The organism is Rhodococcus sp. 05-2255-1e, assembly GCF_002259025.1.
GTDB lineage: Bacteria > Actinomycetota > Actinomycetes > Mycobacteriales > Mycobacteriaceae > Rhodococcoides > Rhodococcoides fascians.
The window spans coordinates 1-24,146 of record NZ_NOZE01000031.1; the positions used below are offsets into that span (position 1 = coordinate 1).

Below are 24,146 nucleotides of genomic sequence, written 5' to 3' on the forward strand. Positions count from 1 at the left end.
AGCGGGGGGCGATGTGGGACCTCGGATGTGCTCGCCAACGCGCGCCTGTCTCGCGAACGTTTTCGCAGTTACGTGTTGCGAAGTTGATAGAAGCACTCGCCACGGATCGAGGCTGTCCCAATCCGCGAACACAGACGTCCACGTTCGATGCGGAATGTTCTTGAGCGTGCTGAATGCCGGCGCTGCGCGCGCAAGGGCGGCCAGGGAGAACCCTCGCCGTCGCAATCGCACGACTGCGCTCAGGCGTTCCGCGTCGTGCTCTGTCCATGGAAGCGCGATGTCGTCGACGGCGACCCGACCCCACCGGGCATGAGGAAGAATGTGCTTGCGCCCAGGACGTAACGGAACGACGACGGCGGACGTCGGAGAGATCGCTTGTCCCAGAACGCGACGTAAGCGGGTCTTCGACAATTTCGTGGCACGCCGTGGATCGCTGGTGACCAGCAGGAGGTCCGAGCGAAGTGCCGTTGTCGTGTACACCCAAACGCAGACGCGACACATCGTAGGAGCCGCAACGTCTACCCACCCGTCGAACCCGGTGAACGTTCTCGACACAGTCTCACGCACTCGCCGTCCGGAACCTTCTGTCGCGCCACCGCACCGCGCGCACGCGGAGTCACCTGAAACTCCGGTTGGTGGCCACGAAACCGCAAATCCTGTCGCGGCCTCGTAGGCGGTCGTCACAACGTCGAGCGCTGCTCTGCCCCTTGATAGTTCGGCCATATCTGTACTCTAACGGCGCGCCCGGACACTACGGACAGGCCAACTTTCACCGGCACAGTCCAACTCACCAAGGACTCGGGCCGGGCGCTGGTGCGTGCCGGCCGACGTTGGCAGGAAAGTCGTCGGCGAGCAGAGCAGCCAGCTCAACGAACGCGCGTTGTGCAGGCTTGCCCAGTAACTCGAGATCGATGGTGTCGCCTTCGGCAAGGTGGTCGTCGTACGGGACGACCTGGACGGCGCGAGTGCGTTCTGCGAAGTAGGACTTGAGTTGCTCGACATCGAGGGCGGTCGAGCCCTTCCGTGATTCGTTGATGACGACGACGGTGCGTTTGACCAGGTCGTCGAAGCCGTGTCGCGACAGCCATTCGAGGGTCGCCCCAGCGCTGCGTGCTCCGTCCTTGGCTGCGGAGGAGACCAGGACCAGTGCGTCGGCTTCTTTGAGGACGCCTGCCATGGCCGAGTTCATGAGACCGGTGCCGCAATCGGTCAAGATGATGTTGTAGAACTGTTCGAGGATGCGCAGTGCGGCGGTGTAGTCGTGCTCGTTGAATGCTTCGGAAACGGACGGATCACGCTCGCTTGCAAGAACTTCGAGCCTGCTTCGCGCTTGCGAGGTGTAGCTCCGTACGTCGGAGTAGCTGTGTACTTCTTTGTCCGCGAGCAAGTCTCGCACTGTGCGGTCACTGTCTCGGTGAATGCGGTACGCGAGCGTCCCGAAATCTGGGTTGGCGTCATAGGCAATGACGCGGTCGCCCCGCAGTGCTGCGAAGGTCGATCCAAGCCCTGTTGTCGTGGTTGTTTTTCCGACCCCGCCCTTCATGGAGAGGACTGCGATCTTGTAGTTCCCTCGAACCGGTTGCCGTACGCGGCGCAGGAGCTGCTCGTACTCGAGTTCAGCCGGCGACTGGCCGGGATTGGCTGAACCGAAGGAGAGTCGGTAGAGCCATCGTCGCCAACCTTTGCTAGGTGGCAGTTGCGCACGGCGGATCAGCTCCAGTTCGTCGATCGACCGCGGAGGGGCAACAGCTGCTGTCGGCCTTGCTGTCGGAATTGCTGTGGGCACTGGTTCTACCAACTGAACGGGCTGCGAGGTGAAGGGGCGATGAGCTGTCACTGCCGGAGAGTCGGGGGCGCTTGTTGGCTCCGGGTGAGATGTCGGTGCTGAACTGCCGGCCGACTTGTTGGTGTGCCATTGCTCAACAGCGGGTGCGGAGCCGCCCTGCCCTGGCCAGGCCGAGGGCCGGTCCGGTATTGGTACCTGACCATCGTTGACGCGCGGCGGCCGTGGGGCCGGCTCCGAGGTGGGTCGATGAGCACCAGAATTGGGCTGGCTCGCCGAGGGGGAGCTGCTGGGTGCGGCGCTGGGCCGGTCTCTCGGCACGATTTCGGATGCGACTTTGGACCGGGCTTGGGGTACGTTTTTTGACACGTTTTCATCAGCGTTGTCGGCTGCGATTCTGGGTGCGTCGATTGGCACGAATTCGCTGGCTACAGGCTGTTCACGGGCGGGTTCTGGCTGACCTGCACCTGAGTCCTGGAGGAGGTCACTGTCCTGCCCATCGTGGCGATCTTCCGACCCCCCTTCTGGCTCGGAATCGTTCGACTGATCGGTCGCATTGTTCGCCGCCGACGGATCAACTACCCACCGGGGCAACGCGCTGCCTGGGTCGGACTCTGTGGGACTCATCGGTCGCCACCTCTTCCTCTTGCTCATTCAACGGACGATATCCGGGCGAACATAACACCGGCACCGGACACCTCGAACAACCCGAAAACTGCTGCCGAGCGACCACACGGACGCCCATTGTGTAACCGGTAATTCCGCCTGTTCGGGGTAGCAGCTTCTGCTTCGTCCAGTCTGAAGTGTCCGTGTCCCGACTATCGTTGTGGCGGTGCGTAGCAACGATTTCGACGGCCTCGATCTCACTCGCCTGCGGTCCCTTCGATCCTCGCGACATGACATTTCGACGATCGTCGATCGCGTGGCCGAACACCTCGACGAATTCGATGGGTACGTCGCATTCAGCGGTGGAAAGGATTCCGTCGTTGCTGTTGATCTCGCCCGTCAGGCGGACCCAGATGTCCCGGTAGCTTTTTTCGATTCCGGTCTCGAATACCCCGAGACCTACGCCTACGTCGAGCAGATTGCGACGAAGCTGGGACTGGACCTGCACATCATTCGCGCTGAACCAACGCTGTTGACTGTGATGGCCCGGACCGGGGAATGGGACCACGGCGGTAGCCCGTCGGCTCATGTACCCGCGCGAGGCTTCGAGACCTTGATTGCGCAGCCTGCCCGGGCTGCGCACACCAAATTCGGTGACGGGGAGGTCTGGGGCGTGCGGGCAGACGAATCCAGGAAAGGAACCGGCAGGTGGTCGATGTACTACTCCGCTCTCGCACGTGAGATCAACGAGCGCTGCCAAGGCGCGAGCTGCTGCAGCAACAAAGCGGAGCAGCGTCGACACCACGGGGGGACGGTTCGCCGCAACGATGGAACTGTGGCCTATGGTCCGGTGTGGGACTGGTCCGCGGACGATGTGCTGGCCTATTCCCATCAGCACGAGCTTCCGAGCAACCCTGTCTACGCCAAACTGGCCGCGCTGGGCGCACCTGCAGCGAATCTGCGGGTTTCACACATTCTCGACGGAAATTTTCTCGAATCGGGCAGGGTCACTCGTCTGCGTCGAGGTTGGCCGAGCCTGTTCGAGGAGATCGCCGCAGTGCTCCCTCGAATACGCGAGTTCGTGTAGATCGCCATATCGACTGTGCGCGTGTAGCATTCCTGGTACTGAGATTGCACAGGGTGAGTCGGAGGCACACCACACGGTGGCCTCCGACTACTTTTTCGTGTCGAACCAGGAGATCTCACATCCGGCGACCGCCGCTATCCCTGGCTCATGAAAAATGAGCTTTCAGGGTTGAGCTCCAACAACAGTCGATATCCCGGTCCTGTCCGCTCGGTCTCATCTGTCAGGTTCAGCATCCGACCCACGAGATCGTCTCTGCCGATCTCGCGAGCGAATTCCCTCGCGGTGACGAGACGTTCAGCATGGCGCGCTTCATCGACTGTGGTGAGAGATTTCCGGATCGAGAACCCGCCGTTGTAGGCGGCCTGCTCGGCTGCTCTTGACGGCAGAGGATGGGTCATTTCCTCGAAGGCGTCGTCGGTGAGCGGCGATCTGTTTCCCTCCATATGGTGAAGATTTTCGGCCACCTGTCGAATTGTGGGTGTCGCGCCTCCAGATCCGGAGTGCAGGAGGTATGCCCAGGGGGTCGAGTGCACGAGATAGCGGGGGATGTAGCGCTTGTTTTTGCGGCGTCTCCTGGGGATGAGAGCCGCCGGGAAGTCCGATACCGATGGATCGCCGTGGATCGCTTTGACTTTCTGCGCCGCGGCTATTGCACACCCCCAGTCCAACGAGCCCCACAACGGGTACGGAACGTGCCCACCGTGCACCGCTCTGAGGTTTTGTGCGATCGCATCGTGATAGTGGCCTCCCACGAGAAACCTGTCCTCGGGCCACCCGTTGAAAAAGACGTACAGCGGAATTGCATCTTCGGTCAGGCTCTTGAAGATCAGGTTGTCGTATTGCTTGACTCCCTTCACTGTGTGTCCGAGCTGCTCGTACATGTCGGCATCGTGACTTGCGCGTTTCGCTTGAATTCGGAGCTTGATCCACCGCTCCTCGGCCGAAGAACCGATCCACCACTCCCAATCTGCGCCGTTTCCCGCTTCGACAGCCTTGTCGAACTTCGTCACTCGCAACGACGGAATGTGAGTCTGCAACCGAATCAAATTGAGATCGGTGAGCGTCTCTTCTCCAGGTCCGATGCCGCCTGCAATTCCCGTCTCCATCAGGTCCCACGTGTCGGAAGCAGCGAAATTCATTGCATGGACCATATGGTTGGTCCGAGGGTGTCTACTCATTCCGTAGTCGATTTCAAGCGGTCCTGCGGTCGCGTCGCGATCGCAGTTCGTCGATCCCGGCGACCTTGCCGCTTCCCGCAGCGACTGCAGGGAGCGCACGGATATCGGCAGCCACGTCCGCGACTGTATGCCCGAGCGCGATGCCGAACACGCCCTGCCCACCGCGTAACAAGTCCACAATCTCGTCGTCAGATGTGCACTCGTACACCGAAATACCGTCGCAGAGCAGGGTCACAGATGCCAGACCCTGGGCGTCACGCGCACGCAGGCACTCGATCGCAATGCGTACATTTTGCAAAGACACTCCGGCCTCGAGCAGGCGACGAATCACTTTGACCACCACGATATCGGAGAAGGCATACATCCTTTGCGATCCCGAACCGGATGCAGCGCGGATCGACGGTGACACAAGCCCTGTACGGGCCCAGTAGTCGAGCTGGCGGTACGTTACCCCAGTCACTTGCTGGACCTGGGGCGATTTGTACCCCGGACACCCGTTCACGGCGTCGTCGGCGATGCCGTTCGAGGTCTTGAAAAGCCCCGGCACGATGTCCTCGAACGAACCCTGTTCGCTGCAGCTCACAACTCGCACCCACCCTTTAATCGATCGTTCGATGCACGATACCGCTCGACATCACTCTCCTTTCTCTCCCGGCCAGCGGGCCAGCTCTGCACGTTTGGCCCGCACCGTTACTCGGTGGACAAACCGAGCAGCCATCCGATGAACGGCGTAAGACGAGGAACACCGAACCTGAAGAGCAGAAACACCGCGAGGAAGACGGCTATCGTGACCCGCCTGGATCGGAACTCCGTGAAGGAACGGATCGCTATAACGGCAGTGACTGCCACTACCAGGGAGCAGAAGTTCAGCACGTCGTCGCCGCTCGTCCGAGCAAACCTGCCGATGCAATCGGGCTGAGTGGGGTCATTTCATGGGGCGTGATGCTGTTCATCGCCGCACCGTAACGATTGTGGCACCGATGGCGGAGGTCTTGAACGGAACGTAGAATTCCCCGAATAGGGGAATTCTACGAAGCTTGATCCCACGGGCGTGTCGGACAGTGTTCGGCCACCACCGTCGCCCTGCCGACGTTCAGCATTCGCGATCTCCCGCGCTTCCGGTGGCCGTGAACCCGGATCTAGCGCATACCTGCGCCCTGACAATCACTGCCATACAACCTGTTTCGCAGATGTCATATGCCTGCCCGTTACCTTTTGAGCAGTCCTGAGAACCGAGCGTTACGGGTGCAGGTCGGCCGCGGAATCAGCCTGCGAGAATCACGTTCATCGCATTCAGGAGCGCGCCGACAGCCGGGATTCGGGTCGAGCTCGCCGCACGCAACGAACGCGTCACGGCCGGCTCGGTCGGCAGATACCGCACCCCGGCCGTTCGGACTCGCGCGGTGTCCGGAACCAGCGCGACGGCCAGACCTGCTTCGACGAGGGCCAGTTGGGTCGAATAGTCGGACACCTCGTAGCGGATCGTCGGTTCGACTCCAGCTTCGCGCAATGCGTGCACGAGCGCGGAGTGCGCATCCGACCCTGATGGGCATACCGTCCAGATCGATTCCGTTTCGCCGGAGAGGGTTGCCATCTCACGGCTATCCTCGATCGGTACCGCGAGGTGTACATCCTCGGTGTGGAGGGTGTGGACGTCGATACCTGCGGGGACCGTCGCCGGCCGATGGTCCCAGGACTCGAAGACGACGAGATCGAGGGTGCGGTGCTGGAGGCGGTCGAGCAAATCGATTCCTTCTCCGTCGACGACCTCGGGGCGCAGCAGTGGATACGTGCGAGCGAGGTCTGCCAGAGCTGGGACCACCAGCCGACGTAATGCACTTGCGACCGCGCCTACTCTCAGCGCTCCGGCAACGTCGGTATCGATCGAGGCAAGGTCGTCTTCTGCGGCTTCGGCGAGAGCGGACATGGCGGCCGCACGTGTCGCCAGTGCGCGACCGGCGGGGGTCAGCCGTATCGACCTTCCCTCTCTCTCGACCAGGGTGGTGCCGGCTTCCTTCTCCAACTTGCGGATGTGTTGCGACACTCCAGGTCCGGTGAGGTGTAAAGATTCTGCAGCTCGAGTGACAGAACCTTGTTCGGCTACTGCGGCGAAAACTTTCATCCGATCCCACGACAACATATAAGTGATACTACTGTTTTAGCGGTAGAACTGGCTAGTAGACTTATCGGTTTGTAACTGGTTGCCTTGACCAGGTGACCAGAACCGCGATACCGAGAGCTGACGCCGCCGATCGGGGGGTGGGCGGGAATGCGGCGCTGGTCATCGCCGGTGCCGCGTCGCTGTCGCTGTCCGCCACCTTCGTCAAACTCGCCGATGTCACCTCGGGGACGGCGGCATTTCTACGATGTCTTATCGCGCTGGCGGCTCTCGTTCCGATGGCGCTGTGGGAACTTCACCGACGCGGCGCAATGCCGACGAGGTTGTATCCCATGGCCATTGGTGCCGGAGTCTTCCTCGGAGCGGACTACGTGATGTGGACCGCGAGCATCCTCGACGTCGGTGCCTCGATCGCCACCGTCCTTATCAATGTCCAGGTCGTCGTGCTGCCGCTGATCGCGCTCGTCGTCGATCGAACCGCAATCCCCCGACGATTCCTCATGGCGGTGCCTTGCATGCTGCTCGGCGTTGCACTCGCCGGCGGACTCATCGGCGGAACAGGAGCCGACAACGCGCTCCGCGGGTCCATCCTGGGAATCTCCGCCGGTGCCGCGTACGCGGCCTACCTGTTCCTGAACCGCCGCTCCACCCAGCGAAGCCCCAGCCATCTGGTCACCCCGATCTGTGTGGCCACCGCATCGGCAACGGTCACTGCCGGCATTGTCTCGGCAGGCCTCGGAGACCTCGATCTCGACATCTCCGCGGCCGCGTGGGGATGGATGATCGCGCTCGCTTTGCTCGGACAGGTTGCCGCCTGGCTGTTCATCAGTTCGGGATCCCGATCGCTGGCGGCTAATACCGTCGCGGCCTTACTCCTGCTGCAGCCTGTGCTGGCTATCGCGTTCGGATTCGTTGTCCTCAGCGAGCGACCCACCTGGATTCAACTGGCCGGAGCCGCCGTCGTCGTCGGAGCCGTCTGGACCGCAACCCGACACCCCCACCACCCTGACTCCACTTCAAGCCACGGAAGAGGCCTTCATGACCCCATCTCCGACGAGCATCGATCGAGTCGTCCTACCCACCGATAGCACCATCCCCGTCGCCCGCAGCGCCGAATACGACACCTACTTCAGGATCTCCCGCAGCGCCGACCCGCACGCGTGGGCGGTCAGCGCACTGACCGTCGTCACCGCCATCACCACAGATCTGCCGCAGTCCACTCTGGACAACGACTCACGACTCCGCCTACTCGACGCCCTGGCCGTAGTCGTCGGCGACGCCTCCGCCGCAGCAGCTGTGGCCGCACAGGGACGAGATCCTTCCCCGCTGGCAGCGCCGGCAGACCACAGCACGGACGATCGCACCCCGCAGGCTCCCAACGACGCTGCACGACAAGCGATCACACGCTGGAAGAAGGGCCACCACCTGTTCCACCTGTTCGTCATATCCATGAACAGCCGGCTCGCGGCAGTGCTGGAGTGCCTTGCAAACAAGCAGTGGCCCGCTCTCGCCCACCAACTCACCGAACTAGGGACTCTCTACGCCGGGGCGACCGAGAGCATGCGGTACGCGTCCGATTTCTCACCGGAGATCTACCGTGACTTCGTCCGGCCATCCATGGAACCGCCCTGGCTCGAACCCGGGTTCTCCGCCGTGTTCAACCGGGATCACGACGTGATGCTCACCCGCGCCAAGATCGTCCGTACAACACTCAAGACGGCTGAACTTCCCGGCGTCGCAGCAGATTCCGCACGACGGCTCTGGAAGAGCCAGGCCGAGAACCGGCGCGCCCACCAACTCATCTGCCAACGATTCGTCCCCGGCGGCGATTCACTGCTGCAAGAGCACTTCGACAGCACCGGTCAGAGCAACTGAAACAGAAAGGCTTCGCCCTCTCATGATCACCGTCATCGAAACCTGGCACCTGACCGCCGAAGCGGCCGAGAACGCCCTCTCGGTCCTGCAAGAAATGGACGAACTCCTCGACGACAACGCACACCACCACCCGGGGTGGGCGGGCCACGCGCGCTTCTTCCAGCACGCATCGGACCCCCAACGCGTAACGATGACCTACCCCTGGGAAAGCGCCGAGCACGCCACGCACCTCATCGAATCGGAGACGCCACTACTCGAAGATTTCTACCGCCGGTACTGCGAACGCCCCCGCGAGGTCGTCTTCGCCCACGAGCTGCCGGTCGACGTCGAATGACCCCCGACCCAACAAAGCCGACTGGCGACTGGACTCCCGAGCAGCTCAAAGCCTTCGGCACCGACACCCTCGATCGAATATGTCGACACTTCGCCGCGCTCGACGACGTGCCCGTCACGACGCCGGCCGATGCGGCCGATGTCGCCGACGCGATCGACAGCGAGCTGCCATCCGAGGCAACAGATTTCGCCGACATACTCGACGACACCTGGAACAACGTCGTTCCGCATTTGACGCACTGGAACCATCCACGATTCCACGCCTACTTCAGCAACAGTTCCTCCGGACCGGCCATCCTCGCCGAGATGACCGCTGCGGCATTGAACGTCAACGTCATGTTGTGGAAGAGCGCGCCCTCGGCTGCCGCCGTCGAAGACACCGTCACCAGATGGCTCGCCGAACTGCTCGACTACCCCGCCGCAGACGCACTGCTCGTCGACGGTGCATCACTGGGCACGTTCTACGCGTTGGCCGCCGCCCGCCACCGGGCACAGCCCGAGGTTCGACATCACGGAACATCCGGCCAGAAACCCGGCCGGATCTACACCTCCGACCAGGCCCACTCGTCGGTCGACAAAGCTGCGATCGCTCTCGGCATCGGGCTCGACAATGTCGTACGCCTACCCACCGACGCTAGCGGCCAACTCGATCCTGCTGCTCTGTCGACTCGCATTGGATCGGACGTCGCGGACGGTTACACACCGATCGCTGTTGTCGCCACCGTCGGTACGACCACTTCAGGTGCTCTCGACCCGGTCGAGGCGATTGCGGCCGTGTGCCGCGACCACCGAGTGTGGCTGCACGTCGACGCCGCGTACGGAGGCTTCTGGCGCATAGCCCCGGCCATCGCGCAGGTCCTTCCGTCACTCGCGGCCGCCGATTCTCTCGTCGCCAACCCACACAAAGTGCTCTTCACCCCTATGGAGTGCGGGGCACTGTTCTGCCGTCACCCCGGAGCACTCGAAGCCGCCTTCACACTGGTTCCCGAATACCTGCGTACCGACACCACCGGCGGTATCGACTACATGAATTACACCCTCAACCTTGGGCGACAATTCCGAGCTCTGAAACTGTGGTGGACCCTGCGCGCCTTCGGAATACGAGGCATCCGAACTCGACTCGAACACAGTCTCACCCTGGCGACGAGGCTGCGAGACGCCCTTGCCGCAGACCCGCGGTGGCATCTCGCGAACGATTCGCCGCTCCCCTTGCTCTGCCTCCGGATCTCCTCTGCCGACGGACAGGCGACGCGGAAGATCCTCGAGACCGTCAACAGCACCCACCGGACGCTGCTCTCCCACTCCGAGCTCAACGGCCACTACGTCATCCGAGTGTCCATCGGCAACATCCACACCACTGCCGACCACATCGACCAACTGGTTGCCGAGCTCACCGAGGCAGCCGACGCCGTCGTCGGCACACCCCGTCCACTCGCTTCAGTGACCGTCACCCAACAGGAGGTATCCGCGTCGTGACCACCACCATTTCCACCGAGGCCATGCTGCACGAGAAGGCGGCAGCAATATCCGCCATCGGGCGGTGGTCCGCGGCCAACGAGAACTTGCCGTGGGCCCCGGCCCCCGACTCCCATGCCGTGCACTGGAGTTATGCCGAGCTTCGACCGCTCGCGATCGCGGCAGCCGACATGGTCAAGGGCGACCGAGCAGCTCTACGGGTACTGACCCTCGCCAATCCGGGCCATGCCCGCGAGGCCGCCGTCGGATATCTCTATTCGGGGCTGCAGATCATCAACCGCGGTGAAGGTATGACCCCGCATCGGCACGCGCCGACGGCCCTGCGCTACATGCACGAGGGTGACGGGGCATGGACGGCCGTCGGTGGAACCAAGATGTATCTCGAGCCTCGCGACGTGGTGATCACCCCCGCCGGCGAATGGCATGAGCACGGCAACGACAGCCCCACCGACTCCCCCGCCATCTGGCAGGACTGCACCAACGACCCCCTCGTCGCCGCCCTCGCCGCGACACAGTTCGAGCTCCACACCGACAACACCCACCTCGAGCCCCACATTTTCGCGCAGGACAGACACCACCGAAACCTGAGCGAGCCGCTGCTCTACAAGTGGGACAACGTACTTCGCGCCCTCGGTGAGCAACAGCGGACCCACGAGGCCGACCCGCACCACGCATACCGACACACCCTGCACGCAGAAGGAACCCACGACCCTGTCACACCGGTCATCGATGCTGCATTCACACTCCTACCTGCAGGGATCCGAACACAACCGATGCGGCGCACCGCTTCCGCCGTCTTGATCGGGGCACAAGGGTTGTCCACCATCCACGTCGACGGAAAGCCGTTCCGGTGCAGCGAAGGAGACAGCATCGCCGTTCCATCGTGGTCGACTGTCAGCTACGTCAACGACACCGACATTCCAGCCGTGCTGTTCGAGTTCAACGACGCGCCCGCGATGACCGCCCTCGGTCTCTACCGCGAAGAGAAAGACGCACAACGGTGACACCAACGTCGACCATCACGATCCTGCTGTCCGAAGCCCACATCCTGACGCTCAATGACGGCTCCACTCGACCATGCGGCTTCTGGGCCGAAGAGTTCATCACAGCCCATCGAATCTTCACGGCCGCAAACATACGGACGATCATCGCGACACCCGGCGGCGGCGCTGCGCACGTCGAACCCGACAGCATGCACGCCCCTCACAGCCCAGACCCTGACGGGTACAGAACGTACCTATCCGGTCTGAGCGAGAATTTGCGCGCGCCGGCCGCGCTCGAAACGGTTGACCCCTCTACCGTCGACGGGATCTTTGTGCCCGGCGGCTACGGGCCAGTGGTGGACCTGCACAAGAACTCTCACGTTGGAGAGTTTCTCCGCGCGCTCCGACGGGAGGGGACCCCGATCGCGACGGTCTGCCATGGAACTGCGGCGTTGCTTGCCGACACCGCATCCGGAGCAACGTGGCCGTATGCAGCCCTGACGATGACGAGTTTCTCGGACCAAGAGGAAGCCGATGTAGGACTGCTCGGCACGCTCCCCTTCACCGTCGAGCAGGAAATCCGGCGCCGGGGCGGCACGTACACCGCAGGACACCCGTGGCAGCAGCACATCGAAATCACCGACACCCTCATCACCGGACAGAACCCCGCCTCCACCGAGGCGGTCGCAGAACAGCTGACCCAACGGATCGCAAACTACTCCAGTTCGACTACCCGTTCAGGAACTCGCTAGTTCACCGGCCGGTTGACCTCTCGGCTTTGTCCCTGGATGGAACTGCTCGGAACGCTGTAACGTGCGTGGGATTTAGAATTTTATAGGCCTATTCTGTCTGTCAGCACCTGATTGACGTCTTGGCCGAAGTCGCCACGACCAGCATTCTTAACCACTGACCGACCGAAACGAAAACACGACCATGACAACTGACATTACAGATACAGAAAACCCGCCACCTTAGGTCGAGTGACGGGTCTTTCCATCGATTAAAGCGCCGAAATAATGCAAATCAACATTAATATCGAAGGGATCAATGTAGACGCTGCTACAACCAATCCCGTTGTTGCCTTAATTACTTCTGTCACGGCAACAATGATCGCCGCTAAGGTGTATAATTTATCTATCACGATTCAAATAGGTCCTCCATTCAATAGATTTACCGATGCTTTTCCGGCATCCACCAATTATAGCAGGTAATTCACCTTTTCGCTTGAGCAACCCATTCCTCCAAACGATGATAACGAACTCTGCGAAGAGTAGAAGGCAGATACTTTAAGTAGTCCTATTGTCGCATCAATTCTGCCGCGCCGCTGCCCGGCAGACCTTACGGAATTGACCGCTTCGATACCTGCGATAGCACTTCCCGGATCACCGGCCAAAACGATTCAAGACCTCGCCTCAATCACCCCGGAGGCGTCGTGCATGCTGGGACCACTCTACAGCTGGCTGACTGCATTCGGCGACCTAGCATTGCTCGACCTCGTAGGCTGCACGAATGGACAGAGCAAGCATTCCGTCGCCTGGCGATATGGACCATCTGAGCAGCGCAGAACGCAAAGCGAAGCGCAAAGATGACCGTGGACGGCGAGTCGGCACCAACGTGCGCGATTACGAGCGCATGTGCGGATCTGGACCCGATCGATTGGCCGAGACTCTGATTGCGCGCCACAACGTCAGGATGAAGAACACGGAGAAGCTGCCGGATGGATTCCGATTCGAAGCAATCCTTTTTCTGGCACCGATAGCAATACTGGATATCGCGCATCGCAAGCTGAACCTTACTTTGGATCGCGCACCGTCAGCCTATTATGGCAAATGGCCTCACGACCTCGGCTGGGGAGTGGACAGCTGCGTCGCGGCCACCCGACTGCTTCTCGCAGGACAAGTGGTGGCCGCTGCCACGATCGCCCGACAACAACTCGAACGATGGACTGCGGTCATGGCACCTGTCGTCGGAGTCGAGCAACATCCGTCTGAAAAAGTGGAGGACTTCATTGCGCGTGCGTGGACCGCATACGCCGAGCGCATGCCAAATCCTGGCGCACCGCCGGAATCATCCAACATCGAGGGCGACGCAGACCCGACTACTGCGCAAGATATCGAGGGCGACGACAGCTCCGCAAGCACAGAGGAGCCAACCGCGCCTCATAAGCACGTCGTCCTGGCGAACGGACGTGAAGTATGCCCAGCCGTCGTCTACGGCGTTCTCAGCGAAATAATGCATGCGCGACTCTTCGAGGAAGCCATGTGGTGGGAGTCGGCCGCGCTCCTGAGCAGATTCGATGTACCAAGTGTCGTATACGGCGCGGTGGACTGCATAGCGGATGCGTTGAGCTTGAGCCTTACCCAGATTCAATACATGACGGCTGCTGGCCTGTATCGGCAGGGCGATCCCGAGGACGCCGTGACGTTGATAGCAAGTATCAACCTTGCCGTACGGCCTTCGGCTGACGTCGCGGGTGAAGAACCACCAGACGATGCCCTCCCGTATTCGTCATCGTTCGTACTGCCGAGATTGCCTACCGTCATGCCATTGTCGCCCGATGAAGGCCTCTTGCCGGTGTTTGTTCGCTACCTAGACGATCAACGATCCACGTACGAGTCGCTGGCCTGGAATCATCGGCCCGCAGGTCGCTTGTATCGGGACGACGAGCTTGCGACGTTAGCCTTCGGCGCTCATCGCCAGGCGAGTGCATCGTTTGCGCTACGAGCCCTCGCCGCCGAGCGAGACGAACTAGGCGACGATTTCAACATTGACTCGGTGGCCTCGCGCGGGACGAACTACATCGTGGTTGCCGAGTTGGCGGCTCTTGCTGCTCTGTGGACACGCAACGGTCCTCTGATACCAGCAGCATCGACTCCCCTGGCTCTGGTGTCGTCGACGTTGCGGTCCGCATACTGGTTGTGGTTGGAAGACGACGACCGGGCGATGGCTTCGCTTCGATGCACGCTAGAGCAAATCGCTCGATCCAGGGTCCACCGGACGAAACCGGCGAAAGCGGAGCGCCTTGAAGAATCCGTGCACAACAAGCCTCAGCGGTGGATAGAGGCCGCCGGGTGGGGTCGACTGTCGGCTTGGAATCGAGTGTTGGGCGCGTACGCGCACGCCCACAAAAAGCCTAATTGGGAAGGCGCTAGAGAGCTCCTGAAGGACTTGCAGCTCGACGCGGACGAGCCGTACGCCTTGCAGCGAGCGCGTGGTGACGCACTGAATGTGGTGACGACTCTGGTGGCGCACGAGTCAATCAGCATTCTGGCTCTCTTCTCACAGAAGGTGGCGGCTACCGCAGCTGAACTGCTGGAAAACCACTCAGGCTTGGACATGACACGGGAATGGATGGATGCGTTGATGAGTAACGCACTTGCCCATCGGAAAACACCGATTACAGAACAAGACTGATCGGCCAGCCCGAACACCCCGCTCCGGTAGCTACTCGACGGGCTGGGCGGCGTCGGCGGGGCACCATTGGTGATCGAGCTGAAGGTACCCCTTGCCGTTGCCGATCGGAATTTTGAAACTTAGGCAGCAAATCCACTGTCCCCGTCCAGTTTTCGCCCATGCGTGAAGAAGCCCAGGGGCCTTGACGTCCATCGCGAGACCTTCCGATCTCTCGCCTGTCCGTCGCTGTTGCTGAAGCGGGTCGAATAGAGCTAAGTGGCTCGAAGGTCACGGGCCAGTTCTCTCACAGTTCGCTGGTCAAATGCACGACCGCTCGCCTGTGCGGCCGGTGGGCGACAGACATGTCCGCGCCGGCGGGCCTGCAGCGCAGTAATCTGCTCGCCGAAACGTGGGTGCGCTGTGTGATGCCGCGTCCGTGAACGGTGGTTTCGATGGTAATCGACCAGATACGGCCCCTCCCTGCTCGATACCGCCGTGGCCGACGGCCTGAGAGAACCTCATCGACGTCGTTCAAGGTCACGGCGAACAGTATGCCGCGGTCGGAAAGGTGTTGTCGTATAACACGACATCTGCGGAGCTACCGGCTCCGACCTCACCCACTCTGCGTACGGTGACCAATGCTGCGCGCGCTTTCGCACCCAGAGGCAATGGGGCAGCTCTGATTTCGTACTTCTCGTAGTGGCCGGTTTCGTGGAGCAACCGAATTGTCTCTGGCGTTCGAGCAGTGGCCGCAGGTTGTTGTACGGCTGTCGCCAGAAGTCGTGCGCACGGCAGGTCTTCGGGGTGTATGACGGGCCGCGCTTTAGTGGCGATGCTTCTCCACGCCAGTCCGGGCGGCGGTGCGGTGTGCCAAACCAGCAACATCAGCGTGGCGGGATCGACGATCGCAAGGTGTTCTTGGGGACGTAAGAGCGAGTGAACGATGAGGTCCGACAAGTGAGTAGCGGCGCTCTGGGGTGGCAGCGGGGAGGGTCCGAGGTCGTGCGAGAGGCCGTGGAACACACGGTCTCCTGTCGCGCGGTCGAGGCGAATGCGACCGGTCACGTTCACTCGGCGCTGCGCATGGTCTGCAGTGGCCTTCACTGTGGTCAGTTGCACTGCTGTGTCGGCGTGTGCGGCCACGAGGTGTCCCAGAGCTGGGGCGGCGTCGACGCCGAGATCATGTGGCTCGATGGCGTCGGCAACAGTACGCTGTCGGCCGTGGTGGGGCGCTGCCATCGTGATTGCGGTTCCTCGCGTGAGATTCCATTCGAAGGCGTGAGCGGACGGCGGAGCTGCAGATGCCTCCTCGACAGGTGAAATGAGCAGCCACACAGCTCGTGTACGACCGCGGTGATCGAGGATCGGCTCGGCGGTCACCCTCTTGCGGCCGGCCGTGACGTCGTGACGTCGTCCCGTATCGGATGCCGAGCGGACCGCATCGAGTGCCGCGGTGCGGTGGGAACCGCGGAGAAACTTCTGTAGTGGAGTTGCCCGGCGTGAGGTGTCGCCCACTCCCACCACGGTGTGTTCGTGCGGTCCGAGGGTGTCGATCAACAGCCACTGATGGCGCGTGTCGCGGCTGGCGTGGTGAGTGGATTGGGTCGTCATCGCTCGTCCGACCCGATGGCTTCGGGAGGGCCCGCTGTAGCGGTGATGGGGTCTGTGACATCGGGGCGGCGGCTTCGGTCGCGATCGAGCTCGCTCACGTCGAGGGTTGATCGTGTGCCGTCCGTCGAGAATGTGGTGCGCCGGCGGGTGGGCATCGCGGCGATGATCGCGGATCCGATCATGATCGTGGAGAAGCTCCACAGTCCCATGGTCGCGATGATCCCGACGTGTAGCACGATGTCGAGTGTCAGGCCCACTTTGCGCCATCGTCTCGTGCCTAGAAACAGGATTCCGATCAGCAGTTCGATGACCAGTGCTCCCCAGGTCATCGAGATCACCAATGCCGGTATGTTCGAGGTCCAGATCAGCATCGGTTCGAGTGGGTAGCTTGCTCCGAATGCGTTGTCGCGCAGGAAATAGTACTCGGCGGTCCCGTTGACCCAGTCCGAGACACCGAACTTGCTGATCGCACTGTCGAAGTAGATGAAGGCCAGCTGCAGTCGCAGCGCGAGCAGGCATGCGTACGAGAGGGGTTGAATCCACCGGTTGGGTTCGGTGGTGGGGTGTTGCCAATGCCAGCCTCTGTCGTCGAGGAGGGCAAGGGGGACGATCAGGATGCAGACGATGCGCACGACCGATTCGCCACCGTCGGGCAGTGCGATGCTGCCGGCGATCGAGTAGGCGACCCAGGCATGTGGGAGTGCGGTCACTCGGGGACGCCACCCTGTGGCCACCAGCAGCAGGATTGCGGCCATGCCCCAGTGTCGCCACTCCAGTGGGATGGCGTCGTGTCCGAGGCAGTACAGAGATGCGCTCTGCACTCCGGCGCAATGCGGAGCATCGTTCTGTCCGATCACCGGCACCATCAACGCAGCTGGGGTGGTGAAGAGCAGGATCGACAGCTGAGCTAGCGCCAGGACGGTGCGGCCGGTCCCGAACCACCTGTTGCGAGGATCGTGCTCGGAGACTTTTCGGTAGACGTACTCCACTGTGTCGTTGATGGTGCCTGCGGTCTCGAGCCGAGCGGTGGTCATCATGAGCACTGCACATTCAGGTGCGCGGTTGCGGTGACTTTCCGATATTCGTCCGTGAGACGTCGGAAGCTCCAGGGTGTGGTGTGCTCTTCGGTCAGGACGACGTCTCCACAGACGGTCGGTATCGGTGAGTTGCTCGTCACCTCGTCCGGAACAGACTCGGCAGCGGTGACAATGCATGTGGCCGTTGGGTCGTCGCAGGGCAACCAGGTTCGGACGGCGGCGTTGAGGAACCCGAGTTCGGGGCCTTGCGCCCGTTGGGTGCGCGATAGCCCGTAGAGGTTGGTCACCGCTCCCTGTGGGGTCTTCATCAGGCTGTAGACAGCATCGGCACTGTCGACGGTGTAGGCACCGACCTGGGTTCCTTCCGGATCGCGGGTGAAGAATGCCCAGTCCTGTGGATCCAATGCGTTGAACGCCGTCCGGACGGGGTGATCGCCGTCGCGTGTGAACAAGACGTTGCTGGGCAGTGTGAAGACTATGGCGAAGGCGAAACCGCCGACTACTACTGCCGCGGCGACCACGAAGAGCAGAACAATCAGCACCTTCGGTGGCCGACGTTGCGCCCCAATAGAAGTCGAGTACTCGCCGCGACCGGCCTCGATTGTGCTCGCTGTTGCCTCGTCGATCTGGTGCAGCTCGGGTCGAACGTCTGTCATGGCGGGCTCTCATGCTCGGACGTGGCTGATCGGATGGGTCGACCACCCCTGGGTGCGGTGCACGGATCGAAGCGGGATCGAGGCAACGCACCCAGGGGCGAAAGCGTTGACGGGTCTCAGAGCGCTGAGGTCACCAACGCAGCAGTCTCGGTTCGCTCGAAGTCGCCCTTTCGATTCAGGTCGAAGCCGTAGGAGATCGCATCGGGGACGACGTAGAGCACGACCCCTACTTCGGTCGCAGCTGCGACGTTGGCGTACCCGACTGCGTTGAGGACGCCGGCCACATTGATCTCTACAGCGATGTTGGAGTCGTGGTAGAAAAATCCGTCGGTATGGACATCTCCGCCGGACTCACTCGCGCCACTTTGCGCGGCCAACGTCTTCAGATCAGCCGAGATGGTGTCGATACCCTTCTGAGCCTGGTAGGGATCGTTCGCCTGAACGGCGTGGGTCACCGAGGAGTGGAAGTTCGGATCGACAGAGACCAGGGCATCGGTGAGTTGGCCGATCTGTTCGTCAGTGGCGGTAGGTGCTCCTTCGACCTTGAATTTGGCGGCGACGTCCGGATGGTCCTGCGCCGCACGGCCGCTGGCGAGCGCGAGTAGCCCCACCACGTCCTGGTCGGTGTATTTATCCTGCTTCGGACCGGTCGCCGATGCGGCCTGCACCGGCGCGTCGTGAACGGTCAAGGCCTGAGCAGTCCCTACTGCCCCGAGACTCAGGACCACCAGCGGGGCGGCAATAGCGGCGGCGACTTTAACTTTACGTGGGAACACAATTCATCCTCGAAGGGTGTGTTTCGACGAGACCCCTATACCGGCGGGCGACGCCGAGGCGGCTTCGATCGACGGGTTCGCCGACTCGAGCGCTCGATTTGCCACGCCGATGACCGCGTGGACCACCCCAGACCGTGCCGACTACGCAGCTCCACGCAACTGCTATCGCGCACCGATTTCCCCACCATGCCTACGCAGCAACGGCACATGCGGGTCGCCTGGCCGGTTCGCCGATGGACAGTCCGTCGGCGAACAAAACAAACCGAACAAGCTGATACTAACGACGAGACAGGCGGGTGTAAACCTTTACGAAGGACTAATTAACGAGACAAACGATCCGAATGGGACGACTGACGTGAAACCTCGCTATTGGGATTTCTACGGCTCGATGATGTTGAACTGTGCAGAGTTTCGCACTCCCAGGCGTGCAGTGATGCGACTACCGATTCGATGGTCGAGTAGCTTTTCGCTCAATGCGAGGCGCTGCGCGGGCCGACCTCGGTAGTGAAAGTAGACGCCGATTCGGTTGGCGGTAGACGGGATCTCGACGTCGTTGGTGCCCCAGTTCAATTCGTGGCCGCGCCCATCGACTTCGAGGCCAGGTTTGGTGAACAACGCGTGAAACCACGTATTCACCCACGCTGGCTTCACAGAGACAGTTGCAGTAATGGTGTCGACGGGAGAAGTCATGTGGGTTGCTCACCTTCCGGTACGAACTTGATGATGTCCTGCAGGGCTTGCATGTGTTCACCGAGCGCGGTACGTCCGCGGTCGGTGGCCCGTATCCATGTGCGCGAGTACCGAGCGGTTCGACCCTTCTCTACCGCAACGTACCCGGCCGCTTCGAGAGCTGACACATGTTGAGAAAGTAGAGAATCACTGATCTGAAGTGCCGATGCGAGGATCTTGAACTCCACCGCAGCCACACCTTCCCTCGACGCAGCCGCCAGAATCGACAGTCGAATCGGCTGGGTCAGTGCTCGATCGAGTTGGTGCCGTGGATGATCGACCGTCACGACGTTCGCACTCCGCGCACCGACACCAACACCGGGACGACGGCGACGATACCTGCGCCGGCCAGTACCAACGCACCGGATGCGACCGCCAGTATCAAGCCATGGGGCGCTATACAAAGAGCGATCGTGGCGACGCCGATCAACACCGTTCCGACGGTGGTCGACCCGGAGGAGTCCCGTCCCGGTGGCAATGGGACACCAATCGACTTGCCTATCAACAGAATCGCGCATATCGCCAGAATCGCTACAGCGGCGGGCAACCAGACCCAGCCAGGCTCGACGAACCCCATTACTGCATAACCAGCCGCCGCGACCACCACTGCCACCGACGAGAGCGTAAGTGAACGCCCACGGGATGAGGCACTGCGGTGATGGCTGCCGATTCGGCGTGAAGCCTGCTCGGACTCGAACAGCGCTCGCGCTGAGTCGAATTGCTCGGACATTTTTGCCTCCCTAGCTGATCTCCCACGAGCCTAACCGCTACTTTAAGATTCGTAAAGTAGTAATCCTCAGGGGACAGCGGCGACCAGAAATCAATCAACTGATTGCAACAACACTTCACTGGCTAGAGAACTTCGGACCGGACTTTGAGCGGCACCCCGTCACGGAAGGATCCTCCAGACGAGCCAGCCACGGTGAGCGCGACGCTGACCAAGACTCTCTGAGGGGGATCGACAACGAGGCGTGTGGGCGGATCGAAAGTGACGGGCCAGTTCTCGTACATCTCGGGGCTCACTGCGCGACCGCCAGACCGTGTGGCCGGTGCAGGACGGCCGCGTCGACGCTGGTCGGGGTCCACCGCAGGCCCTGTTCGCCGAACGTGGGCGCGGTGAGGGTGTAGCGGCCGGTGCGCTCGGCGATACCGCGCCCGTGCACGGTGGTCTCGAGGGTGATCGACCGGATACGGCCCCTGCCCTGCTCGATTCCGCCGTACGCGACAGGCCGCGAGGAGATTGCCAGGTCGAGACCGGGCATGCGTCCGTTCGTGATCGCGAGAATTCCTGCGTGCGTACGGTTTCGGGCCAACAGGGCACGCGCCCGGGTTGGCGGAACATCGCGTCCGTGCACGGTCGTCACGACCAGATCGAGGCCCTCGATACAGATGCTCGCAGCGTCGAGGGGGTCTGCTTGGCCTGGGTCGATCAGGTGGATTTTCGACAGGTCGCCGCCCTGCTCGTGGACGGCGAGGAGTCCGAACTTCGACTGCCCGATCAATGCGACGTGGTGGCCGGCCGCGCTGGCTGTAGCGACGAGACCGACGAGGATCGATCCGGCACCGGTAATCGAGATGGCCGTTCCGCGGGCCAGCGCACCGCGTGGGAGGAGTTCCGACAGTGGCGTGGGCACGGGGATGGTGCGCAGGGTCTGTGAACGCACAGGGCCGCTGAGGGTCTGTTCGTCGGCGGGCGGGGCCGTTGGCTGAGATGGGGCGAACAGGGATGCGTCGACGGGCTCGATGGGTGCGTGGACACGTCGTCCGGGGATCGCGGCCATGCTGCGTCGGAGCGCGGCGAGCTGTTCGGCCTTGCCCAAGCCGGTGAGGTCCCCGATTGCGTCGACGGTGGCCATGTGGATCGACCTTTCGCGCGCCGGTAGGAACCACCACACCGTATCGAACGCATGTTCGATTGTCGAACGTGCAGGTGGGCGCGTTCAGCGGTGGAGGGTGTGAGTGTCGAGGTCGTCTGCCGTGAAGGTCCAGGCGAGATGCCGGTATAGGTGAAGCGTTCGTTTCACCTGGTCGAGGGCGCTTACGACGGCCGGGTCGCTGGGGTCGCGCCCCTCGTCACGGATGGCTGCGCACTCGTCGTCGTCCATGCTGTGTTGGACGCACAGCGCTGCTTTGTGGTTCCCAGGCAACAGTCATTCATGTGAATGACTGGACGAGCTGCGTCGTTCTTTCCGGCATGACGGTGCATCGGTCTTCTCGAGCCTGCGCCGCGGGGTTCCGATCTACGTCTAGTTCGACGCGTCGGCCTCGGGGGCGGTTGCTGCGTCGTAGATCAGGTCGTCCGAGCCGTGGTAGCGGTAAGCACGCTGTCCACTGGGCAGAGTCACCCAGCCCGCCTGGCCGTGATCGGCGTCCGGATCGAAACTACGGTCGTTGGTCATTCAACACTCTCATTCTCCGCAGGCGGGCGCACCACAGTCACCTTGCTCTTGACGACAATCGGGGCATCCGCGGGCCCCTGCAAATGCTCATCGATCCACATGGGTAGATGACGCTTCTGCGATGGATACCAATGCCGACGCCAATGCCCCCGAACGACGTGGCGGTGCGAGAGCTTGCCAGATCCTTCCGACGATGAAGCACTGGATGCAGGCCGCGGCTGCCGGTACGACAAATACGTCACCTCACGCATCCGCTTGACTACGCCGTCGTTGTCTCGCATGCGCGCCGACTGCTGGCGGGTGGACTCCACGAACTTGTTGCCTCGCAGCATGTTCACCATCGAGAAGAACGTTCGCGCAACGTAATCCAGGTCATTCATGGCGGTCACGGAATGCGCAGGTTCGTCGGGACCGACGTCCGTGAAACCCGCGCCTCCTGATCGGTTCGGTGCACTGGGCGCAGCATCGGATTCGGCTGGGCTGAGCTGGACCTCGGCGAAAGGAAACACCGGTAGGTAGTCGTTGACGACGCGGTACAACCGGTTTCCGTCAGTAGGAATTGCCCCGTCGGCCCGCGCCAACCACCACCGCAAAGCAGGAACGGTAAGCATGGCCATCAGGAGAACATCGGTTCCACTTCCACTGTCGCGACCTGTCTCGTTCCACACCAGGACCCGCCCGTGGTCGGGCACTCCATCCGCTGGAGCGAGATAGAGAACTCCTCTGCTCGAGGGAAGATCTGCCACGGTCACAGCAACATCATGGTCTCGATCGGCACTCTGGCCGGCCTCGATCAACGCAGTCATCTCCGGCGTCGCATAGTAGGCATACCGGTCCGCCGTCGACGCGCGCAGAAGGAAGTGGCTGTAGTAGAGCATCTGGAACCAACGGAAGGGCTGCAGGCCGACATCGTGCGATTCCGGTTCGTCATCGAGCCAGAAGGGCAAGTGCTTGTGGGGCTCCCGCGCGACAACTTCGACCGGCAGCTTCGTCATCCGGGACAACCTGTGGAGCATCTCGCCCACGTCGGTCGGGTCGGACCGAAACCGGATGACGTCGTAGCCGCCCTTAAGGAATTTTCCCAGGTAGGTCTCCACCGGCCAGGCTGCGGCCTCGATGGCCTCGAGCACAAGGGGCCACCGCGCCGCGGTGACCTTTGCTTCCAGGACCTCGGCGGCCTGCCGGCGGATACGCATGTCGACCGAAAATTGTTGCCCTGGAACGAACTCACCGTCGAATCCATCACGGCGAACCCGAGTGCCCTTCGCATTCCGAGGCTTCTGCCCTCTTCTATCCGAACGCCGCGCCAATTTTCCCATCCCGCCCCCTCGTCTACCACTCCATGGCACAAATCCGCATCAACACTCTGACGATATGGACCATCGCAACATTAACTGGCAGTTGTCATTCGGAGTCTGGTGTTGCGGCGGTGACGAGTTCAGTCAAGACCCCGTGGCAATCCTTTGGGTGCAGGAAGTTGATTCGGGACCCCATTGAACCTTGTCTCGGCTCGTCGTAGAGTGCCCGGACGCCCTTACTCCGTATGGCTTCTGTTTCGCCACTCACGTCGTTCGTGCCGAATGCGATGTGGTGGACGCCTTCTCCGTTCTTGGCCAGCCACTTGCCTACTACTGAGTCGTCCCGGGTCGAGCCCAGCAGCTGGAGGTACGAGGCGTAACCGTCCGGGGTCTCGTTGATCTTCAACATCGCTTCACGGATACCCTCCTCCTCGTTCGATTCCAGGTGAGTAACCTCGAATCCATAGGTGGCACTGTAGAATTCGACGGTTTTGTCGAGGTCGAAACAAACAATCCCGATATGGTCAATTCGAGTCAGCATGCCTACAGTCCACCGCATAACTGCTCGCTATGCAACATGCTGACATGACCGAATCCGCTTGTCTGACTGATATTTACAAGATCAGTCAATCTGAACTCTGCCAACAGTCCCTACTTTGCTTGGTTGCCTAGGTCGTCAAATTCAGCCCAACCCTTGACTCGGGCCCAGTTCAAGCCGCTGCGCAGGTGATTTCGTGCCATGCAGGTGTCCCCGTCGATGTCGCAGACTTCGATCACCTAACGGTGGCCCAAAGCTTCGCTGCTTTG

At 61.7% G+C, this 24,146-nt stretch carries 23 protein-coding genes; 8 read left to right on the plus strand and 15 right to left on the minus strand.

Annotated elements, in window-relative coordinates:
• Window positions 1-787: 787 nt before the first annotated feature.
• A complete protein-coding gene (locus CH262_RS28510) occupies window positions 788-1,543 on the minus strand; it encodes a MinD/ParA family ATP-binding protein (protein ID WP_441344163.1) in 756 nt (251 codons plus the stop codon).
• A 1,066-nt stretch (window positions 1,544-2,609) separates the two neighbouring features.
• Between CH262_RS28510 and CH262_RS18500 the strand changes: the two genes are divergently transcribed.
• The gene (locus CH262_RS18500) at window positions 2,610-3,476 is read left to right on the plus strand and encodes a phosphoadenosine phosphosulfate reductase domain-containing protein (RefSeq protein ID WP_052049301.1); all 867 of its coding nucleotides are present in this window, start codon (window positions 2,610-2,612) and stop codon (window positions 3,474-3,476) included.
• Between the two features lie 134 nt (window positions 3,477-3,610).
• On the opposite strand, the gene CH262_RS18505 is transcribed toward CH262_RS18500, so the two are convergent.
• The 3 genes from CH262_RS18505 to CH262_RS18520 all read right to left on the minus strand — a co-directional run bounded on the left by CH262_RS18505 (window position 3,611) and on the right by CH262_RS18520 (window position 6,794).
• Entirely contained in the window at window positions 3,611-4,615 is a 1,005-nt protein-coding gene (locus CH262_RS18505) for a DUF6615 family protein (protein WP_141215919.1), read from the minus strand.
• Between the two features lie 52 nt (window positions 4,616-4,667).
• On the minus strand, window positions 4,668-5,237 hold the full coding sequence (locus CH262_RS18510) for a MerR family transcriptional regulator (RefSeq protein ID WP_303396048.1): 570 nt from the start codon (window positions 5,235-5,237) through the stop codon (window positions 4,668-4,670).
• A 681-nt stretch (window positions 5,238-5,918) separates the two neighbouring features.
• On the minus strand, window positions 5,919-6,794 hold the full coding sequence (locus CH262_RS18520; RefSeq protein WP_032364825.1) for a LysR family transcriptional regulator: 876 nt from the start codon (window positions 6,792-6,794) through the stop codon (window positions 5,919-5,921).
• Window positions 6,795-6,868: 74 nt separating this feature from the next.
• On the opposite strand from CH262_RS18520, the gene CH262_RS18525 reads away from it, so the two are divergent.
• The 7 genes from CH262_RS18525 (at window position 6,869) to CH262_RS18555 (ending at window position 14,854) form a co-directional block, all read left to right on the plus strand.
• Entirely contained in the window at window positions 6,869-7,861 is a 993-nt protein-coding gene (locus CH262_RS18525; RefSeq protein ID WP_230591638.1) for a DMT family transporter, read from the plus strand.
• Entirely contained in the window at window positions 7,812-8,648 is an 837-nt protein-coding gene (locus CH262_RS18530; protein WP_052049299.1) for a hypothetical protein, read from the plus strand. The genes CH262_RS18525 and CH262_RS18530 overlap by 50 nt, the downstream gene beginning before the upstream one ends.
• Before the next feature lie 22 nt (window positions 8,649-8,670).
• Window positions 8,671-8,982 carry a hypothetical protein gene (locus tag CH262_RS18535; RefSeq protein WP_032364824.1) on the plus strand — a complete coding sequence of 104 codons (312 nt, stop codon included), beginning with the start codon at window positions 8,671-8,673 and terminating at the stop codon, window positions 8,980-8,982.
• Window positions 8,979-10,457 (plus strand): pyridoxal phosphate-dependent decarboxylase family protein, encoded by a 1,479-nt coding sequence (locus CH262_RS18540; protein ID WP_052049298.1) that lies wholly within the window; start codon window positions 8,979-8,981, stop codon window positions 10,455-10,457. Before CH262_RS18535 ends, CH262_RS18540 begins: the two co-directional genes overlap by 4 nt.
• Window positions 10,454-11,461, plus strand: coding sequence for a cupin domain-containing protein (locus CH262_RS18545; RefSeq protein ID WP_052049297.1), 1,008 nt, complete (start codon window positions 10,454-10,456; stop codon window positions 11,459-11,461). Before CH262_RS18540 ends, CH262_RS18545 begins: the two co-directional genes overlap by 4 nt.
• The gene (locus CH262_RS18550; protein ID WP_052049296.1) at window positions 11,458-12,192 is read left to right on the plus strand and encodes a type 1 glutamine amidotransferase domain-containing protein; all 735 of its coding nucleotides are present in this window, start codon (window positions 11,458-11,460) and stop codon (window positions 12,190-12,192) included. Before CH262_RS18545 ends, CH262_RS18550 begins: the two co-directional genes overlap by 4 nt.
• Before the next feature lie 757 nt (window positions 12,193-12,949).
• On the plus strand, window positions 12,950-14,854 hold the full coding sequence (locus CH262_RS18555; RefSeq protein WP_032364823.1) for a hypothetical protein: 1,905 nt from the start codon (window positions 12,950-12,952) through the stop codon (window positions 14,852-14,854).
• 516 nt (window positions 14,855-15,370) lie between these two features.
• Here the strand turns inward: CH262_RS18555 and CH262_RS18560 are convergent.
• The 11 genes from CH262_RS18560 to mce form a co-directional block, all read right to left on the minus strand.
• Window positions 15,371-16,444 (minus strand): GAF domain-containing protein, encoded by a 1,074-nt coding sequence (locus CH262_RS18560; RefSeq protein ID WP_032364822.1) that lies wholly within the window; start codon window positions 16,442-16,444, stop codon window positions 15,371-15,373.
• The gene (locus tag CH262_RS18565) at window positions 16,441-17,481 is read right to left on the minus strand and encodes a sporulation-delaying protein SdpB family protein (RefSeq protein WP_141214631.1); all 1,041 of its coding nucleotides are present in this window, start codon (window positions 17,479-17,481) and stop codon (window positions 16,441-16,443) included. The genes CH262_RS18560 and CH262_RS18565 overlap by 4 nt, the downstream gene beginning before the upstream one ends.
• Window positions 17,478-18,137 (minus strand): SdpA family antimicrobial peptide system protein, encoded by a 660-nt coding sequence (locus CH262_RS18570; protein WP_052049294.1) that lies wholly within the window; start codon window positions 18,135-18,137, stop codon window positions 17,478-17,480. Before CH262_RS18570 ends, CH262_RS18565 begins: the two co-directional genes overlap by 4 nt.
• 116 nt (window positions 18,138-18,253) lie before the next feature.
• On the minus strand, window positions 18,254-18,913 hold the full coding sequence (locus tag CH262_RS18575; RefSeq protein WP_141215920.1) for a hypothetical protein: 660 nt from the start codon (window positions 18,911-18,913) through the stop codon (window positions 18,254-18,256).
• 378 nt (window positions 18,914-19,291) lie between these two features.
• Window positions 19,292-19,603 (minus strand): hypothetical protein, encoded by a 312-nt coding sequence (locus CH262_RS18580; protein WP_141214632.1) that lies wholly within the window; start codon window positions 19,601-19,603, stop codon window positions 19,292-19,294.
• Window positions 19,600-19,929: a transcriptional regulator gene (locus CH262_RS27955; RefSeq protein ID WP_032364819.1), complete on the minus strand. Its 330-nt coding sequence runs from the start codon at window positions 19,927-19,929 to the stop codon at window positions 19,600-19,602. Before CH262_RS27955 ends, CH262_RS18580 begins: the two co-directional genes overlap by 4 nt.
• Complete coding sequence (locus CH262_RS27960) at window positions 19,926-20,372, minus strand: hypothetical protein (protein ID WP_206539365.1); 447 nt, start codon at window positions 20,370-20,372, stop codon at window positions 19,926-19,928. The genes CH262_RS27955 and CH262_RS27960 overlap by 4 nt, the downstream gene beginning before the upstream one ends.
• A 289-nt stretch (window positions 20,373-20,661) precedes the next feature.
• A complete protein-coding gene (locus CH262_RS18590; RefSeq protein ID WP_052049293.1) occupies window positions 20,662-21,498 on the minus strand; it encodes a hypothetical protein in 837 nt (278 codons plus the stop codon).
• A gap of 390 nt (window positions 21,499-21,888) precedes the next feature.
• Complete coding sequence (locus tag CH262_RS27705; protein WP_155290193.1) at window positions 21,889-22,041, minus strand: hypothetical protein; 153 nt, start codon at window positions 22,039-22,041, stop codon at window positions 21,889-21,891.
• Window positions 22,038-23,237, minus strand: a complete 1,200-nt coding sequence (locus tag CH262_RS18600; RefSeq protein ID WP_032364816.1) for a hypothetical protein — start codon at window positions 23,235-23,237, stop codon at window positions 22,038-22,040. The genes CH262_RS27705 and CH262_RS18600 overlap by 4 nt, the downstream gene beginning before the upstream one ends.
• A 208-nt stretch (window positions 23,238-23,445) precedes the next feature.
• Complete coding sequence (gene mce, locus CH262_RS18605) at window positions 23,446-23,880, minus strand: methylmalonyl-CoA epimerase (protein ID WP_015586177.1); 435 nt, start codon at window positions 23,878-23,880, stop codon at window positions 23,446-23,448.
• Window positions 23,881-24,146: the final 266 nt, after the last annotated feature.

Coding starts and splice junctions, on each gene's coding strand:
- CH262_RS18530 (WP_052049299.1), top strand. CDS start 7,812: ATGACCCCATCTCCGACGAGCATCGATCGAGTCGTCCTACCCACCGAT.
- CH262_RS18560 (WP_032364822.1), bottom strand. CDS start 16,444: ATGACGACCCAATCCACTCACCACGCCAGCCGCGACACGCGCCATCAG.
- CH262_RS27960 (WP_206539365.1), bottom strand. CDS start 20,372: ATGTCCGAGCAATTCGACTCAGCGCGAGCGCTGTTCGAGTCCGAGCAG.
- CH262_RS27705 (WP_155290193.1), bottom strand. CDS start 22,041: ATGACCAACGACCGTAGTTTCGATCCGGACGCCGATCACGGCCAGGCG.
- CH262_RS18505 (WP_141215919.1), bottom strand. CDS start 4,615: ATGAATTTCGCTGCTTCCGACACGTGGGACCTGATGGAGACGGGAATT.
- CH262_RS18520 (WP_032364825.1), bottom strand. CDS start 6,794: ATGTTGTCGTGGGATCGGATGAAAGTTTTCGCCGCAGTAGCCGAACAA.
- CH262_RS18565 (WP_141214631.1), bottom strand. CDS start 17,481: ATGATGACCACCGCTCGGCTCGAGACCGCAGGCACCATCAACGACACA.
- CH262_RS18590 (WP_052049293.1), bottom strand. CDS start 21,498: ATGGCCACCGTCGACGCAATCGGGGACCTCACCGGCTTGGGCAAGGCC.
- CH262_RS18555 (WP_032364823.1), top strand. CDS start 12,950: ATGGACAGAGCAAGCATTCCGTCGCCTGGCGATATGGACCATCTGAGC.
- CH262_RS18570 (WP_052049294.1), bottom strand. CDS start 18,137: ATGACAGACGTTCGACCCGAGCTGCACCAGATCGACGAGGCAACAGCG.
- mce (WP_015586177.1), bottom strand. CDS start 23,880: ATGCTGACTCGAATTGACCATATCGGGATTGTTTGTTTCGACCTCGAC.
- CH262_RS18600 (WP_032364816.1), bottom strand. CDS start 23,237: ATGCGTATCCGCCGGCAGGCCGCCGAGGTCCTGGAAGCAAAGGTCACC.
- CH262_RS18535 (WP_032364824.1), top strand. CDS start 8,671: ATGATCACCGTCATCGAAACCTGGCACCTGACCGCCGAAGCGGCCGAG.
- CH262_RS18580 (WP_141214632.1), bottom strand. CDS start 19,603: ATGACTTCTCCCGTCGACACCATTACTGCAACTGTCTCTGTGAAGCCA.
- CH262_RS18540 (WP_052049298.1), top strand. CDS start 8,979: ATGACCCCCGACCCAACAAAGCCGACTGGCGACTGGACTCCCGAGCAG.
- CH262_RS28510 (WP_441344163.1), bottom strand. CDS start 1,543: ATGAAGGGCGGGGTCGGAAAAACAACCACGACAACAGGGCTTGGATCG.